General features: G+C 66.0%; 16 protein-coding genes and 1 other RNA gene. 4 read left to right on the top strand and 13 right to left on the bottom strand.

Features of this window, described 5'->3' with window-relative positions; all coding sequences use genetic code 11:
• Positions 1 to 11 precede the first annotated feature (11 nt).
• Positions 12 to 1,142 (top strand): anhydro-N-acetylmuramic acid kinase, encoded by a 1,131-nt coding sequence (locus AC3WL8_RS09265; protein ID WP_492378173.1) that lies wholly within the window; start codon positions 12 to 14, stop codon positions 1,140 to 1,142.
• A 3-nt stretch (positions 1,143 to 1,145) separates the two neighbouring features.
• On the opposite strand, the gene AC3WL8_RS09260 is transcribed toward AC3WL8_RS09265, so the two are convergent.
• Positions 1,146 to 2,051 (bottom strand): LysR family transcriptional regulator, encoded by a 906-nt coding sequence (locus AC3WL8_RS09260; RefSeq protein ID WP_011614539.1) that lies wholly within the window; start codon positions 2,049 to 2,051, stop codon positions 1,146 to 1,148.
• 90 nt (positions 2,052 to 2,141) lie between these two features.
• On the opposite strand from AC3WL8_RS09260, the gene AC3WL8_RS09255 reads away from it, so the two are divergent.
• Entirely contained in the window at positions 2,142 to 2,939 is a 798-nt protein-coding gene (locus AC3WL8_RS09255) for a phytanoyl-CoA dioxygenase family protein (protein WP_211980715.1), read from the top strand.
• A gap of 57 nt (positions 2,940 to 2,996) precedes the next feature.
• On the opposite strand, the gene erpA is transcribed toward AC3WL8_RS09255, so the two are convergent.
• From erpA to rplM, 4 genes are all read right to left on the bottom strand, one after another.
• Positions 2,997 to 3,365, bottom strand: a complete 369-nt coding sequence (erpA, locus tag AC3WL8_RS09250) for an iron-sulfur cluster insertion protein ErpA (protein ID WP_010813904.1) — start codon at positions 3,363 to 3,365, stop codon at positions 2,997 to 2,999.
• Between the two features lie 102 nt (positions 3,366 to 3,467).
• The gene (locus AC3WL8_RS09245; RefSeq protein WP_013955569.1) at positions 3,468 to 3,956 is read right to left on the bottom strand and encodes a bactofilin family protein; all 489 of its coding nucleotides are present in this window, start codon (positions 3,954 to 3,956) and stop codon (positions 3,468 to 3,470) included.
• Positions 3,957 to 4,211: 255 nt separating this feature from the next.
• Positions 4,212 to 4,604, bottom strand: a complete 393-nt coding sequence (gene rpsI, locus AC3WL8_RS09240) for a 30S ribosomal protein S9 (RefSeq protein WP_010813906.1) — start codon at positions 4,602 to 4,604, stop codon at positions 4,212 to 4,214.
• Between the two features lie 12 nt (positions 4,605 to 4,616).
• Complete coding sequence (gene rplM / locus AC3WL8_RS09235) at positions 4,617 to 5,045, bottom strand: 50S ribosomal protein L13 (protein WP_010813907.1); 429 nt, start codon at positions 5,043 to 5,045, stop codon at positions 4,617 to 4,619.
• Between the two features lie 727 nt (positions 5,046 to 5,772).
• On the opposite strand from rplM, the gene AC3WL8_RS09230 reads away from it, so the two are divergent.
• Positions 5,773 to 6,195 carry an OsmC family protein gene (locus tag AC3WL8_RS09230; RefSeq protein WP_013955568.1) on the top strand — a complete coding sequence of 141 codons (423 nt, stop codon included), beginning with the start codon at positions 5,773 to 5,775 and terminating at the stop codon, positions 6,193 to 6,195.
• A 54-nt stretch (positions 6,196 to 6,249) separates the two neighbouring features.
• On the opposite strand, the gene rnpB is transcribed toward AC3WL8_RS09230, so the two are convergent.
• The 5 genes from rnpB to AC3WL8_RS09205 form a co-directional block, all read right to left on the bottom strand.
• Positions 6,250 to 6,590: RNase P RNA component class A (rnpB, locus tag AC3WL8_RS09225), an RNA gene on the bottom strand.
• Between the two features lie 34 nt (positions 6,591 to 6,624).
• Positions 6,625 to 7,452: a DUF3025 domain-containing protein gene (locus AC3WL8_RS09220; protein WP_211980714.1), complete on the bottom strand. Its 828-nt coding sequence runs from the start codon at positions 7,450 to 7,452 to the stop codon at positions 6,625 to 6,627.
• Positions 7,453 to 7,472: 20 nt separating this feature from the next.
• Entirely contained in the window at positions 7,473 to 8,507 is a 1,035-nt protein-coding gene (gene pyrC / locus AC3WL8_RS09215; protein WP_011614536.1) for a dihydroorotase, read from the bottom strand.
• Positions 8,508 to 8,551: 44 nt separating this feature from the next.
• Complete coding sequence (locus AC3WL8_RS09210) at positions 8,552 to 9,859, bottom strand: glycerate kinase type-2 family protein (RefSeq protein ID WP_492378172.1); 1,308 nt, start codon at positions 9,857 to 9,859, stop codon at positions 8,552 to 8,554.
• Complete coding sequence (locus tag AC3WL8_RS09205; protein WP_013955565.1) at positions 9,856 to 10,929, bottom strand: tartrate dehydrogenase; 1,074 nt, start codon at positions 10,927 to 10,929, stop codon at positions 9,856 to 9,858. The genes AC3WL8_RS09210 and AC3WL8_RS09205 overlap by 4 nt, the downstream gene beginning before the upstream one ends.
• A gap of 139 nt (positions 10,930 to 11,068) precedes the next feature.
• Here AC3WL8_RS09205 and AC3WL8_RS09200 point away from each other — a divergent pair, with 139 nt between their 5' ends.
• Complete coding sequence (locus tag AC3WL8_RS09200) at positions 11,069 to 11,899, top strand: class II glutamine amidotransferase (RefSeq protein WP_013955564.1); 831 nt, start codon at positions 11,069 to 11,071, stop codon at positions 11,897 to 11,899.
• 62 nt (positions 11,900 to 11,961) lie between these two features.
• Here the strand turns inward: AC3WL8_RS09200 and AC3WL8_RS09195 are convergent, their stop codons facing one another.
• Genes AC3WL8_RS09195 through AC3WL8_RS09185 form a run of 3 tightly spaced genes read right to left on the bottom strand, consistent with a single transcriptional unit; the run spans position 11,962 to position 14,114 of the window.
• On the bottom strand, positions 11,962 to 12,696 hold the full coding sequence (locus tag AC3WL8_RS09195) for an amino acid ABC transporter ATP-binding protein (RefSeq protein ID WP_013955563.1): 735 nt from the start codon (positions 12,694 to 12,696) through the stop codon (positions 11,962 to 11,964).
• Positions 12,693 to 13,376: a glutamate/aspartate ABC transporter permease GltK gene (gene gltK / locus AC3WL8_RS09190; RefSeq protein WP_211980712.1), complete on the bottom strand. Its 684-nt coding sequence runs from the start codon at positions 13,374 to 13,376 to the stop codon at positions 12,693 to 12,695. Before gltK ends, AC3WL8_RS09195 begins: the two co-directional genes overlap by 4 nt.
• A 9-nt stretch (positions 13,377 to 13,385) precedes the next feature.
• Entirely contained in the window at positions 13,386 to 14,114 is a 729-nt protein-coding gene (locus tag AC3WL8_RS09185) for an amino acid ABC transporter permease (RefSeq protein ID WP_013955561.1), read from the bottom strand.
• Between the last annotated feature and the right edge of the window lie 33 nt (positions 14,115 to 14,147).

Raw genomic sequence — 14,147 nt, 5'->3', positions numbered from 1 at the left:
CCGCGCCCATCGTGACCCAGCCCGTGCCTGGCAGCGAACGCTATATCGGCATCATGTCCGGCACCAGCATGGACGGTGCCGACGCGGTGCTGGTGGATTTCAGCGGCGCGCGGCCCGCCGTGCTGGCGGCCGCCAGCCAGCCCTTCCCCGACACGCTGCGCGCGGCATTCTCTGCCCTGCAGCAACCGGGCGAGGACGAGATCCATCGGGAGGCGCTGGCAGCCAATGCGCTGGCGCAGGTCTACGCCGGCTGCGTGGCCGCACTGCTGGGCGAGGCACAGGTCGACGCGGCCGCAGTGGCCGCGATCGGCGCCCACGGCCAGACCATCCGCCACCGGCCGGGCCTGTATGACGGCATCGGCTACACCCGCCAGAGCCAGCATCCGGCGCGTCTGGCCGAGCTGGCCGGCATCGACGTGGTGGCGGACTTCCGCAGCCGCGACCTCGCCGCCGGCGGCCAGGGCGCGCCGCTGGTGCCGGCGCTGCACCATGCGCTGTTCGGCAGCGACGCCGAAACCCGCGTTGCCTGCAATATCGGGGGCATCTCCAATATCAGCATCCTGCCCGCGGCGGGCGGCGCCGTCAGCGGCTTCGACTGCGGCCCGGGCAATGCGCTGCTCGACTACTGGATCGGCCGCCACCGCGGGCTTCCCTTTGACAGCAACGGCGACTGGGCCGCGAGCGGGCGTGTCGACGCCGCACTGCTGGCGCAGTGCCTGGATGAGCCCTACTTCAGCGCAGCGCCGCCCAAGAGCACCGGGCGCGACCTGTTCCATCCGGGCTGGCTCGAAGCCCGTCTCGCCTCGTTCCAGCACCTCGCACCTGCCGATGTGCAGGCGACGCTGGCCGCGCTGACGGCCGAGGCCATCGCGCGCGACGTGCGCACCCACGCGCCCGATGCGCGCCGCCTGATTGTCTGCGGCGGGGGCGCCCGCAATGCGTTCGTGATGGCACGGCTGGTGCAGGCATTGCCCGGCGTGGCCATCGAGACCTCGGAAGACTACGGCGTGCCGGTGTCGCAGGTCGAAGCCATCGCCTTTGCCTGGCTGGCACGCCAGTGCCTGCTGCGCCAGCCCGGCAACGTGCCCACCGTGACCGGCGCCGCCGGGCCGCGCGTGCTGGGCGCAATCTATCCGCGCTAAGCGCTAGGGCAGGCGCATCGCGCCGCCCGCTTCCACCCAATCCATGAACGCCTGCGCCAGCGGCGAGGCCCGCATGGCCGGCGAGCGCGCCAGCACCACGCGCTGCGGCGTCACCGGCTCGCGCAGCGGCAGGCAGGCGATCGGCACGCCGTCGTAGCTGTGGTCGCCGGCCGGGCGCGTGCACGACAGCGCCACGCCATAGCCGTGCGCCACCAGTCCGCGCTGCATCTCGAAGGTCTGCGTGTACTGGTGCAACACCGGGTGCAGGCCATGCGCCCAGAACAGCGACAGGAAGTACTCGCGCGTCTGCGGGATGTCCTCGAGGATCAGCCGTTCGCCTGCCAGGTCGGCCAGGCTCACATCGGTGCCGCTTGCCAGCGGATGGCCGGCGGGCAGCAGCGCATAGGGTGCCAGTTCCGCCAGCGTGCGGCGCTCGGTGCGGGCATCGAGCCCCAGTTCATAGGTCAGCGCCAGTTCGGCCTTGCCCGCCTGCAGCGTGCGGTGGACGGTCGCCAGGTCGGCCTCGAACAAGGTCACCGAGATGCCCGGATGGTGCCGGCGCAGCCCCGCCAGCAGACGTGGCACAAAGTACGGCCCGAGGTCCTGGAAGCAGGTCAGCGAGAGCTGGCCGGTCAACCCCCGGCCGGTGGCGTCGTCCACGGTGAGGCCGGCCGCCAGCGCGAGGATGTCTCGTGCCCGCCCCAGCAGGCGCTGCCCGGCGGGCGTCAGGGACAACCCACGGCTGACCTGGCGCCTGAAGAGAGGCTCGCCCAGGGTGTCTTCCAGCTGCGCGATCGCGGTGGAGACAGACGGCTGCGACACATGGCGCGCCCGAGCCGCCGCGCTGATGCTGCCGTGCTCGGCTGCGGCGACAAAGTATTCGAGCTGGCGGAAAGAGAAGGGGATCATGATTTCCTATATCGCAACATAGGAAATATATGCTTTTCCTATCCCCAACGCATGGCGATACTGGGCACATCGCCCCCATACAACATCGCCATGAACATCACCCAGGAACAGATCGACACCTACCAGCGCGACGGCGTGCTGGTGCTGCGCGGCGCCTTCACCGACTGGGTCGAACGGCTGCGCGACGGCTTTGCGCAGAACCTGGCCGAGCCCGGCCCCTTTGCCATCGAGAACGTACGGCCCGGCGAAAGCGGGCGCTTCTTCGAGGACTACTGCAACTGGCAGCGCATTACGCCGTTCGATGACTTTATCCGCCAGTCGCCGGCGGCTGCCATTGCCGGGCGCATCATGCAGTCGCAGGCGGTGCAGGTGTTCCACGAACACATCCTGGTCAAGGAGCCCGGCACGGCCAAGCCCACGCCGTGGCACCAGGACCTGCCCTACTACTGTGTCGACGGCACCCAGACCGCGAGCTACTGGATCCCGCTGGATCCGGTGACGCAGGCCAATACCCTGCGCGTGGTGGCCGGCTCGCACCGCTGGCCGCGGCTGGTGCGGCCCAAGCGCTGGGCCAGCAACGAGAACTTCTATGGAGGTGACGACGCCTTCATGGAGATGCCGGACGTGGAAGACGGTAGCTACACCCTGCTCACACCGGAACTGGAGCCGGGCGATGCCGTGGTGTTCGACTTCCGTACCGTGCACGGCGCTGCCGGCAATACCGGCAGCGGGCGCCGGCGCGCGTTCTCGGCGCGTTTCCTGGGCGACGACGTGCGCTTCATGCAGCGGCCCGGGCGCCCCTCGCCGCCCTTCCCCGGCATCGATCAGCAGACCGGCGAGCGCATGCGCGAAGATTGGTTTCCCGTGGTCTGGCGCGCCGCCCGGTAAGTCATCGCGGAAAAGAAAAACGCACCCGAAGGTGCGTTTTTTTGGGACCGGTGTCGGTCAGACCGAGAACGACGAGCCGCAACCGCAGGTGGTCGAGGCATTCGGGTTCTTGATTACGAACTGCGCGCCGTTGATGTCTTCCTTGTAATCGATCTCGGCGCCGACCAGGTACTGGTAGCTCATCGAGTCGATCAGCAGCGTGACGCCGTTCTTGACCATGGTGGTGTCGTCTTCGTTGACTTCCTCATCGAAGGTGAAGCCATACTGGAAGCCGGAGCAGCCGCCGCCCTGCACGAACACGCGCAGTTTCAGCTCGGCATTGCCCTCTTCCTCGATCAACTGCTTGACCTTGTCGGCGGCGCTGTCGGTAAAGACGAACGGTGCCGGCACGTCCTCGGTAACGGGTGCCTCTGCGACTGCGTTCATGGGGTGTTCTCCTGTTTATATACGCCTGTATTCTAAGCGCTACTGGAAGATCGTGCCGAAACCCTGTGTTTTCAAGGGGGTTCCCGGCATGGCGGGTGCCGCTCAGGCGGCTTTTTCAGTGGGATGCGCGTCGCCAGCGGGCACTGCGCGGTCCGTGGCGGCAGCCTCGTCCGCCGCTTCCGTCACTTCAGCCGCCGGCGCCGCCTCGAGCAGGTTCGGCAGCGCCTTGATCTCGCCTTGCACCAGCGGCATCAGGCGGCCTTCGACCAGCGCGCCCTGGTGCATTTCCAGCGCCGCATAGCGCACGTCGCCCAGCACGCGGGCATGCGGCTGCAGTTCGAGCAGGTCGGTGGCCTGCACCGGACCCTTGACAGTGCCGTTGAGCACCAGGTGGCCGACGCTGATCTCGCCCTCGACCATGCCTTTTTCGCTGACCACCAGCATGCTCGGCTTGCCCGGCGCCGCGGTGACGTTGCCGCGCACGCGGCCGTCCAGGCGCAGGCCGCCGGCAAAGACCAGGTCGCCGTCGATAGCGGTGTCTTCGCCGATCAGCGTATCGATCGAAAGGCCCTTCTTTTTCGAAAACAGCATCACTCTCACTCCTCTCTCGTTCGTGCCGAACCCTCCGGCCGTGGCGCATTCGCGCCGGCAAGCAGCACTTGCCGATGGCGACAGGGCGTGATTGTAGCCGCGCGCAGCCCATACCCCACAAAAGTATGGCTGCCCAATCGCTTTTTCGGCAGGCCAGAGTATTTCCGTACCCTGCAGGCGAAAAAAAACCGCACGGCCAGCGTGCGGTTTTTTTGGTCTCGCAAGATCCGGCAGTACCGGACCTGCGAAAACGCATCAGCGCTTCGAGAACTGCTTGCGACGACGCGCCTTGTGGAAGCCGACCTTCTTACGCTCGACTTCACGTGCATCGCGCGTGACGTAGCCAGCCTTCGACAGGGCCGACTTCAGGGTCGCATCGTAGTCGATCAGGGCGCGGGTGATGCCGTGGCGCACTGCGCCGGCCTGGCCGGTTTCGCCACCGCCGGTCACGTTGACCTTGATGTCGAACGTTTCAGCGTGAGCGGTCAGTTCCAGGGGCTGGCGCACGATCATCAGCGAGGTTTCGCGAGCGAAATACTCTTTGATGGGCTTGCCGTTGACGATGATATCGCCCTTGCCCGACTTGATGAAGACACGAGCCACAGCGCTCTTGCGGCGGCCAGTACCGTAATTCCAGTTACCGATCATGGATTGGCCTCCTTAGATTTCCAGCGCCTTGGGCTGCTGCGCTTCATGCGGATGCTCGGCTTCGGCGTAAACCTTCAGCTTCTTGATCATCGCGTAGCCCAGCGGACCCTTCGGCAGCATGCCCTTGACAGCCTTTTCCAGGGCACGGCCCGGGAAACGCTGCTGCATCTTGCCGAACGTCGTTTCGTAGATACCGCCCGGGTAGCCCGAATGGCGATAGTACTTCTTGTCCGTTTCCTTGGTACCCGTGACACGCAGCTTTGCTGCATTGACGATGATGATGTAATCACCCGTGTCGACGTGCGGAGTGAATTCCGGCTTGTGCTTGCCGCGCAGACGGCGTGCCACTTCGCTGGCGACACGGCCGAGGACTTTGTCCGTCGCGTCAATCACGTACCAGTCGCGCTTTACCTCATGAGGCTTGGCGGAAAAGGTCTTCATGATTTTTCCTGACTATTAGTTCGTACCCGAAATCCGACTCGCGAAGGCTTGTACTCGCCCCTGCAAGTCTTGTGGCTGGCCCGTGAAGGCTGACCTGGCCCTGCTCTTTCTTTCCGCGGGTATGACGGAAAGCCTTCCATTATACTGGTGGGCACCAGAACCGCACAAGCAAAGACTGATCTTTTCGTCAAGGTCGCCGCCATGGCGGGACCAAGCCAGGGCAGCCGCGCGCACTTTGCCGTGCACGGCGCACCAGGACGCGGGGGCGAAAAAAAACCCAAGCTGTTGAGCTTGGGTTTGAATCCACCAAAGGAGGAGGGTGGAGGAGACACTGGGAGATCGACGGAGGGACTCGCGGGCGGTGCGGCGGGCTTGCCCTGGGGCTTCGCTTTCGCACTCTGGCGCGCTGTCGGTGCCGTCGTTCAATGATTCAAATTATACATGGGGTTTTCCCCAGTGCAAGGGAAATTTGCACTGCGAAATGCCATTTCGTATTACGGAAAGAAAGACGTGACGCGCCAGACAGGTAATTTCAATTCGAAATCAATGACTTATGCAACATCCAGCTATGTCATTGAACTGTCATACTAGAGGAAACCCTCAGATTTCATACGGGTATGGGCGTCAGCAGCCCAAGCTTGACGATGCCATATACTGAGAATTGCAAGATTCGAGATCATGCGTTTGTGATCGGTAACACACAATATAAACGACAGGAACGAACAAAATGGAATGCAAAGTGACATGGATGGGCGCGGACGGCATGAGCTTCGTGGCCCAGACCGGCAGCGGCCATATCGTGGCGATGGACGGCGCGCCTGAGGGCGGCGGCCACAACCTGGCACCGCGGCCGATGGAGATGGTGCTGCTCGGCACGGGCGGCTGCACCGCCTATGACGTGGTGCTGATCCTCAAGCGCGGCCGCCAGGACGTTTCCGGCTGCAGCGTCCAGCTGCAGGCCGAGCGCGCCGGCGAGGACCCCAAGGTCTTCACCCGCATCAACTTCCATTTTGTGGTGACCGGCAAGAATCTCAACCCCGCCACGGTCGAGCGTGCCATCAAGCTGTCGCACGAAAAGTACTGCTCGGCGTCGATCATGCTGGCCAAGACGGCCGAGATCACGCACACGCTGGAAATCGTCGAAGCCTGAAGGGAAGATGCAGACCCGGTACACCGTGGTGGCGCCGGGTCATGCCATAAGAAGAAGCAAAGCAGGCCGATAAGCCGGATTCTGTGCGCCCCGCCCGCCTTGCGGCAAACGGTGCGTGACAACCATTCCTCTAGGCCGGCTGTTACCAGCCGGCTCCAGCTCCCTACCCGCAGGCTCAGCGGGCCGCTTCATCGCCTGCCTATTTGGGATTGCTCCAGGTGGAGGTTACCGCGTTTCACCCTTCCCGCCGGGCGAACCCGGCGGCAAGACTCGTCTCTGTGGCCCTATTCCGCACGTTGCCGTGGATGGCTGTTAGCCAACACCCTGCCCTGTGGAGTCCGGACTTTCCTCCCCCTGCACCTTGCGGTGCAGGCAGCGGTTGCCTGGCCTGCTTTGCGGCCCGCAGTCTAACACCGATTGGCGGCGCCTTCAGCCGGCGCGCCGTCCCGGGCGGAACACCGCGGTATCGGCGTAGAAGCCAGGTTCGGCATTATCGTCGCACCAGCCCGGGATGCCCAGCACCGGCAGCGGCGCAAAACTGCGCCCGCCGCGCAGCGCGCCAGCCTGGGCCGCAGCGGCAAGGGATTGCGCCAGCATGGCGTCCAGCGATGGGCCTGCCGCCTGCTGCGGCGCCAGTGGCAGCACCCACGCATGCGCAGTGACCGACTTGTACGGCTGCACCAGCTTTTCGAGCAGCGCGTGGCCGAACGGCACCACCGTGCAGGCCCTGCCCCACGCCGGCCTGGATTCGACCAACAGCCGCTGCCACGCAAACCCCTTGAGCGCATCCACCAAGCCCTGATCGGCGCTGACAAACAGCACCGCATTCTCGTCGAACAGGGTCGCCGCATCGCGCACGCCGCCGCGCGTGGTCTGCACGCCTTCGCGCGCGATGACCTCGGCCTGGATCTGGTTGAGCACGCGCTTGCCCCGCGGGAAATGCAGCCAGGTCAGCGCGTTGAAGAAATCGTGGAGATTGTCGCGGGTCGGGATCTCGCCCGTGGCATGGATATGCGCCTCATAGGCGCTGCCTTCGGGCAAGGCATGCTGGGCGATAAAACGCAGCGGCAGGCCGCGGGCGTTGCGCAGGCGAAGTTGCGCTGCATACGCGTTTAGCAGCGCGCGCAAATCGGCGCCGCCCTGCACCGCCGCAGCGAGCGCGGCACCCCGCGCCGCAAACGGCTGGAACCACGGCCGGGACCAGTCGATCCCGGCCAGCGCGGCGACGAAAGGCTCGTCGGCCGCGGGCACCTGCATGGCCAAGGCCCCAGCAGGGTTTAGCGGGCCTTCCAGCGCAGCGTCTCGCCGCCGCGCAGCGGCACCAGCGTGGTGTCGCCATAGGGCAGCTCGGCCGGCAGTTCCCAGTCCTCTCGCTCCAGCGTCAGGGTACCGGTGTTACGCGGCAGGCCGTAGAAGGCCGGACCGTTGAAGCTGGCAAAGGCTTCCAGCTTGTCCAGCGCGCCGGCGGCGTCGAAGGCCTCGGCATACAGCTCCATCGCATGCAGCGCGGTATAGCAGCCGGCGCAGCCGCAGGCGTGTTCCTTCAGCCCGCGCGCGTGCGGCGCGCTGTCGGTGCCCAGGAAGAAGCGCGGGCTGCCCGAGACCGCGGCCGCCACCAGGGCCTCGCGATGGGTCTCGCGCTTGAGCACCGGCAGGCAGTAGTAGTGCGGGCGGATACCGCCGGTGAAGATGGCGTTGCGGTTGTAGAGCAGGTGGTGCGCGGTGATGGTGGCGCCCACCGGGCCGCTGGCGTCGCGCACGTATTCGGCCGCGTCCTTGGTGGTGATGTGCTCGAACACCACCTTCAGCTCGGGCATGTCGCGGCGCAGCGGCGTCATCACGCGGTCGATAAAGACGGCTTCGCGATCGAAGATGTCGATGCTGGGGTCGGTCACCTCGCCGTGCACCAGCAGCGGCAGGCCCGCGCGCTGCATCGCTTCCAGCGCCGGGTAGCAGCGGCGGATATCGGTCACGCCGGCGTCGCTGTTGGTGGTGGCGCCGGCCGGGTACAGCTTGACGCCGTGCACGAAGCCGCTGGCCTTGGCCGCGGCGATTTCTTCGGCCGTGGTGTTGTCGGTCAGGTACAGCGTCATCAGCGGCTCGAACTGCAGGCCGGCCGGCAGCGCCGCCAGGATGCGGGCACGGTAGGCCTGCGCCTGCGCCACCGTGGTCACGGGCGGCTTCAGGTTGGGCATGATGATGGCGCGTGCGAACTGGCGCGCGGTGTCGGGCAGCACGGCGGCCAGGGCCGCGCCGTCGCGCAGGTGCAGGTGCCAGTCGTCCGGGCGGGTGATGGTGAGCTTCTGGGTCATGGCTAGCTTGGGCCTGCCGCGGCGGCGGCTGGCGTTCGTCGAAATCAGAGAATCAGGATGGCGCGGTAGTCGTTCACATTGGTGCGCGTCGGGCCGGTGACCACCAGGTCGCCGATGGCATCGAACAGGCCCCAGGCGTCGTGCGCGTCCAGCTGGCGCAGTCCCGGCAGGCCGGCGGCCGCGGCACGCGCCAGCGTGGTCGGATCGGCCAGCGCACCGGCATTGTCCTCCGAACCGTCGATGCCGTCGGTGTCGGCCGCGATCGCGTGCACGCCAGGCATGCCGTCAAGCTCGACCGCCAGCGACAGCAGGAATTCGGAGCAACGCCCGCCCCGTGCCTTTGCGGCGCCACCGCCGGCAGGCAAAGTGACCGTGCACTCACCTCCGGAAATCAGCACCACGGGCGCGGCGAACGGCGCATTGTACGCGCGAATCTCGCGCACCAGCGCAGCGTAGACGCGGGCCACTTCGCGCGCTTCGCCGGTCACGGTATCGCCCAGCACCACCGGCGTGATGCCGCGTTCGCGGAACAGCGCCGCAGCCGCCTGCAGGCTGCCATGGGCGGTGGCGATCATGCGGTTGTCGACCTGGGCGAACAGCGCGTCGCCCGGCTTGGGCGTCTCCGACACCTCGCCGCGGGCGCCGCGCTCCAGGTGGGCCTGCACGCTGGCCGGCACCTGCGCGCCCCAGCGGCGCAGGATCTCCAGCGCATCGGCAAAGGTGCTCGGGTCGGCCACGGTCGGGCCCGAGGCGATCGCGCTGGGATCGTCGCCGGCCACGTCCGAGACGATCAGCGTGGTCACCGGCGCACGGCTTGCCTGCGCCAGCCGCCCGCCCTGGATGCGCGAGACATGCTTGCGCACGATATTCATCTCGGTGATCGGCGCGCCACAGCGCAGCAGTTCCCGGGTGGTGGCCTTAAGGTCAGCCATGGGGATGCCTTCGGCCGGCAGCGACAGCAGGCTGGAGCCGCCGCCCGACACCAGCACCAGCAGCCGGTCCTGCGGCGTCAGCAACTGCACGCTGGCCAGGATATCGGCGGCGGCCTGCTCGCCGGCCTCGTCGGGCACGGGGTGGCCGGCCTCGATAACGCGGATATGGTCGGTCGGCAGCCCGTGGGCGTAGCGCGTGACCACCAGCCCTTCCAGCGTGGCCTTGCCCGCATAGGCACGCTCGACCGCCGCGGCCATCGACGCCGCGGCCTTGCCCGCGCCCACCACCAGCGTGCGGCCGCCCGCGTGCGGGGGCGGCAGGTGCTGCGCTACGATCTGCAGCGGATCGGCGGCCGCCACGGCGGCGTGGAAGCTGTCCAGCAGGAGTACGCGCGGCTCGCCCGCGCCCGCCGTGCTCACAGCGCCTCCGCGATAGCCTGGCCCAGGTCGGCCGTGCCGGCCTTGCCGCCGATGTCGCGCGTCAGCGGCGCGTGTTCGGGGCCCGCGGCCAGCACCTTCTCGATCGCACCCAGCACGGCAGCGCCGGCGGCTTCATGGCCCAGATGCTCCAGCATCATGGCGCCGCACCAGATCTGGCCGATCGGGTTGGCCACGCCGCGCCCGGCAATATCCGGGGCCGAGCCGTGCACCGGCTCGAACAGGCTGGGGAAGGTGCGGTCCGGGTTGATATTGCCCGACGGCGCGATGCCGATGGTGCCAGTGCAGGCTGGCCCCAGGTCGGACAGGATGTCGCCGAACAGGTTGCTGGCCACCACCACGTCGAACCAGTCCGGATGCTGGACGAAATGCGCGGTCAGGATGTCGATGTGATACTTGTCGACCTTGATGCCGGGGTAGCTGGCCGCCATCGCCTCGACGCGCTCGTCCCAGTACGGCATGGTGATCGAGATGCCATTGGACTTGGTCGCCGATGTCAGGTGCTTCCTGGGCCGCTTCTGCGCCAGCTCGAAGGCAAACTTCAGGATGCGGTCGACGCCGGTGCGGCTCATCACGGTTTCCTGCACCACGATCTCGCGCTCGGTGCCCGGAAACATGCGCCCGCCGATGCTGGAGTATTCACCCTCGGTGTTCTCGCGCACCACATAAAAGTCGATATCGCCAGGCTTGCGGCCGGCCAGCGGGCTCCTGATGCCGGGCATCAGCCGCACCGGGCGCAGGTTCACGTACTGGTCGAACGAGCGCCGGAACTGCAGCAGCGAGCCCCACAGCGAGACGTGGTCAGGCACGGCATCAGGCCAGCCCACCGCGCCGAAGTAGATGGCGTCGTACTTGACCAGCGTGTCGAACCAGTCGTCCGGCAGCATCTTGCCGTGGCGGGCGTAGTAGTCGCAGCTGGAAAAGTCGAAGTGGTCCCACTGGAAGTCGATACCGAAGCGCCGCGCCGCGGCGTCCATCACGCGGATGCCCTCGGGCATGACTTCCGTGCCGATTCCGTCTCCGGGAATCACGGCGATCTTGTATTGGCGCATGGTTATTGGGGAGATACGTGCAGGATGGCCGGTCGCCGCGCGCGGCCCGGCCGACGCTGCTTGGCAGCGGCCCGGGTGCGCGGGATAATGTCTGCATTCTATTGCAAAGCGGCAGCCCGCTGCCGACCGGTGCCCCGATATGTGCCAGCTGCTAGGCATGAACTGCGCCACGCCGACCGACGTGACGTTCTCCTTCACCGGCTTTGCCGCGCGCGGTGGCCTGACCGACCATCACGCCGACGGCTTCGGTGTCGCCTTCTTCGAGGACAAGGCCTGCCGCCTGTTTATCGACAACCAGTCCGCCGGCACCTCGCCGGTGGCAGACCTGATCAAGCGCTACCCGATCAAGTCCAAGAACGTCATCTCGCATATCCGCAAGGCCACGCAAGGCACCGTGCTGCTGGAGAACTGCCACCCCTTCATGCGCGAACTGTGGGGCCGCCACTGGATCTTTGCCCATAACGGCGACCTGAAGGGCTTCACCCCGTTCCTGTCCGGCGTCTACCAGCCGGTGGGCGACACCGACAGCGAACTGGCCTTCTGCACGCTAATGCAGGGCCTGCGCAAGCGCTTCCCGGGTTCGCAGCCGCCGCTGAACGAGTTGTGCCATGCGCTGGCCGACATCACCCGCGAGATCACGCTGCACGGCGTGTTCAACTACCTGCTGTGCAACGGCCAGGCCCAGTTCGCGCATTGCTCCACGCACCTGTACTACATCGTGCGGCAGTGGCCGTTCTCGACCGCGCACCTGATCGATGCCGACCTGTCGATCGACTTCGCCCAGGTCACCACGCCGGACGACCGCGTGGCGGTGATCGCCACCCAGCCGCTGACCGACAACGAGACCTGGACCCGCTTCGCCCCGGGCGAGCTGATCATGTTCGAGGACGGGCGCCCGACCATGACGCTGACGGTGCCGATCCCGCCGGAAGTGCAGGCGAAGAACGCGGCCAACACGACCTGCACCTGAGACATCAGAACGAAAAAAAAGGGACGCCGAGGCGTCCCTTCTTGCTTGCCCTGCCAGGCCGATCAGTGATGCAAAATCTTCGACAGGAACTGGCGCGCGCGCTCGGAGCGGTGTTCGATATTGCCGAAGAACTCCTCCTTCTCGCAGTCCTCGACGATCTTGCCCTGGTCCATGAAGATCACGCGGTTGGCCACCTTGCGCGCGAAGCCCATTTCGTGGGTCACGCACATCATGGTCATGCCTTCCTGGGCCAGCTGCACCATCACGTCCAGCACTTCGTTGACCATCTCCGGGTCCAGCGCCGAAGTCGGTTCGTCGAACAGCATGCAGATCGGATCCATCGACAGCGCGCGCGCAATCGCCACGCGCTGCTGCTGGCCGCCCGACAGCTGACCGGGGTACTTCTCCGCCTGGCTCTTCAGGCCCACGCGGTCCAGGTACTTCAGGCCCTTGGCCAGCGCCTCTTCCTTTGAGCGGCCGAGCACCTTCATCTGCGCGATGGTCAGGTTCTCGGTGATCGACAGGTGCGGGAACAGCTCGAAGTTCTGGAACACCATGCCCACGCGCGAACGCAGCTTGGGCAGGTTGGTCTTGGGATTGCCCACCGAGGTGCCGTCGACCAGGATATCGCCCTTCTGGAACGGCTCAAGCGCATTGACGGTCTTGATCAGCGTGGACTTGCCCGACCCGGACGGGCCGCACACCACCACCACTTCACCCTTGGCGACCTTGGTGGTGCAGTCGGTCAGCACCTGGAAGGCACCGTACCACTTGGAGACATTGTTGATTTCGATCATACAGCCACCTTTTTCTGGTAACGCTTGACCAGCAGCGAAGCGGAGAAGCAGATAACGAAGTACACCAGGCCGGCGAACAGCAGCATCTCGACGATGCGGCCGTCACGTTCGCCGACGCCATAGGCCTGGCCAAAGAAGTCGGCCAGCGCGCTGACGTAGACCAGCGACGTATCCTGGAACAGGATGATCCCTTGCGTCAGGAGCAGCGGCACCATGTTGCGGAACGCCTGCGGCAGGATCACCAGCCGCATCGACTGGCCATAGGTCATGCCCATCGCCTGCGCCGCGAACATCTGCCCGCGCGACACGCTCTGGATGCCCGCGCGGATGATTTCCGAGTAGTACGCGGCCTCGAACAGCGCAAAGGCCACCAGCGCGGACGTCATGCGCAGGTCGGTCGCCGGCGACAGGTTGAACAGGTTCTGCAGCACCTGCGGGATGATCAGGAAGAACCACAGCAGCACCATCACCAGCGGGATGGAACGGAAGATGGTCACATACCCCTGCGCAAACCAGTTCAGCAGCTTGAACGACGACAGCCGCATCATCGCCAGGATGGTGCCCCAGACAATGCCCACCACCACCGCGGTGACGGTGATCTTGAGAGAGACCATCATGCCCTCACCCAGGACATGAAGCGTGGCAGGGGTGATGGAGGTGAAATCGAAGGAATAAGCCATGGCGCCCCCTTACTTGCCGCCGATGAAGCCGGGCACGCGCGTGCGGGCTTCCACCCAGCGCATGATCAGCATCACCGTCACGTTGATCAGCGCGTACATCAGCGTGACCGCGATGAACGATTCATATGGGCGCGCGGTGTAGTCCACCAGTTGCCGGCCCTGCGCCGCCAGTTCCAGCAGGCCGATGGTCGACGCCACCGCCGAGTTCTTGAAGATGTTCAGGAACTCAGAAGTCAGCGGCGGCACGATCACGCGGAACGCCATCGGCAGCAGCACGTGGCGGTACGTCTGCGGCAGCGTGAAGCCCATCGCCAGGCCGGCGTTCATCTGCCCGCGCGCCAGCGAGTTGATGCCCGAGCGCACCTGCTCGCAGACCCGCGCGGCGGTGAAGGTGCCCAGGCACAGCATGGCGGCCAGGAACTGCTGCGCGAACGGGTTCATCTGCTTGATCGCCTCGCCGCCGGGCAGCAGCTCGGGCGCGACGAAATACCAGATGAACAGCTGCACCAGCAGCGGGATGTTGCGGAAGATTTCCACATAGGTGGCGGCGATGCCCGCCAGCCACTTGTTGGGCACGGTGCGCAGCACGCCGAGCACCGAGCCGATGACCAGGGCGATGACCCAGGACGAGAGCCCCAGCGCGAGCGTCACCTTCAGGCCCGAGATCATCCAGTCCAGGTAGGTCTCGTTCTGGGCGGCCTGTTCGAGGAAGACTCCCCAATGCCAGTTGTAGTTCATGTTGCGTCCTCAAAAAGAAACGGAAGGACATGC

The sequence above is a fragment of the Cupriavidus sp. FW305-F7 genome, from assembly GCF_058782875.1.
The sequence above is the reverse complement of the archived record's forward strand: the minus strand, read 5'-3'. Positions and strand labels throughout refer to the sequence as shown.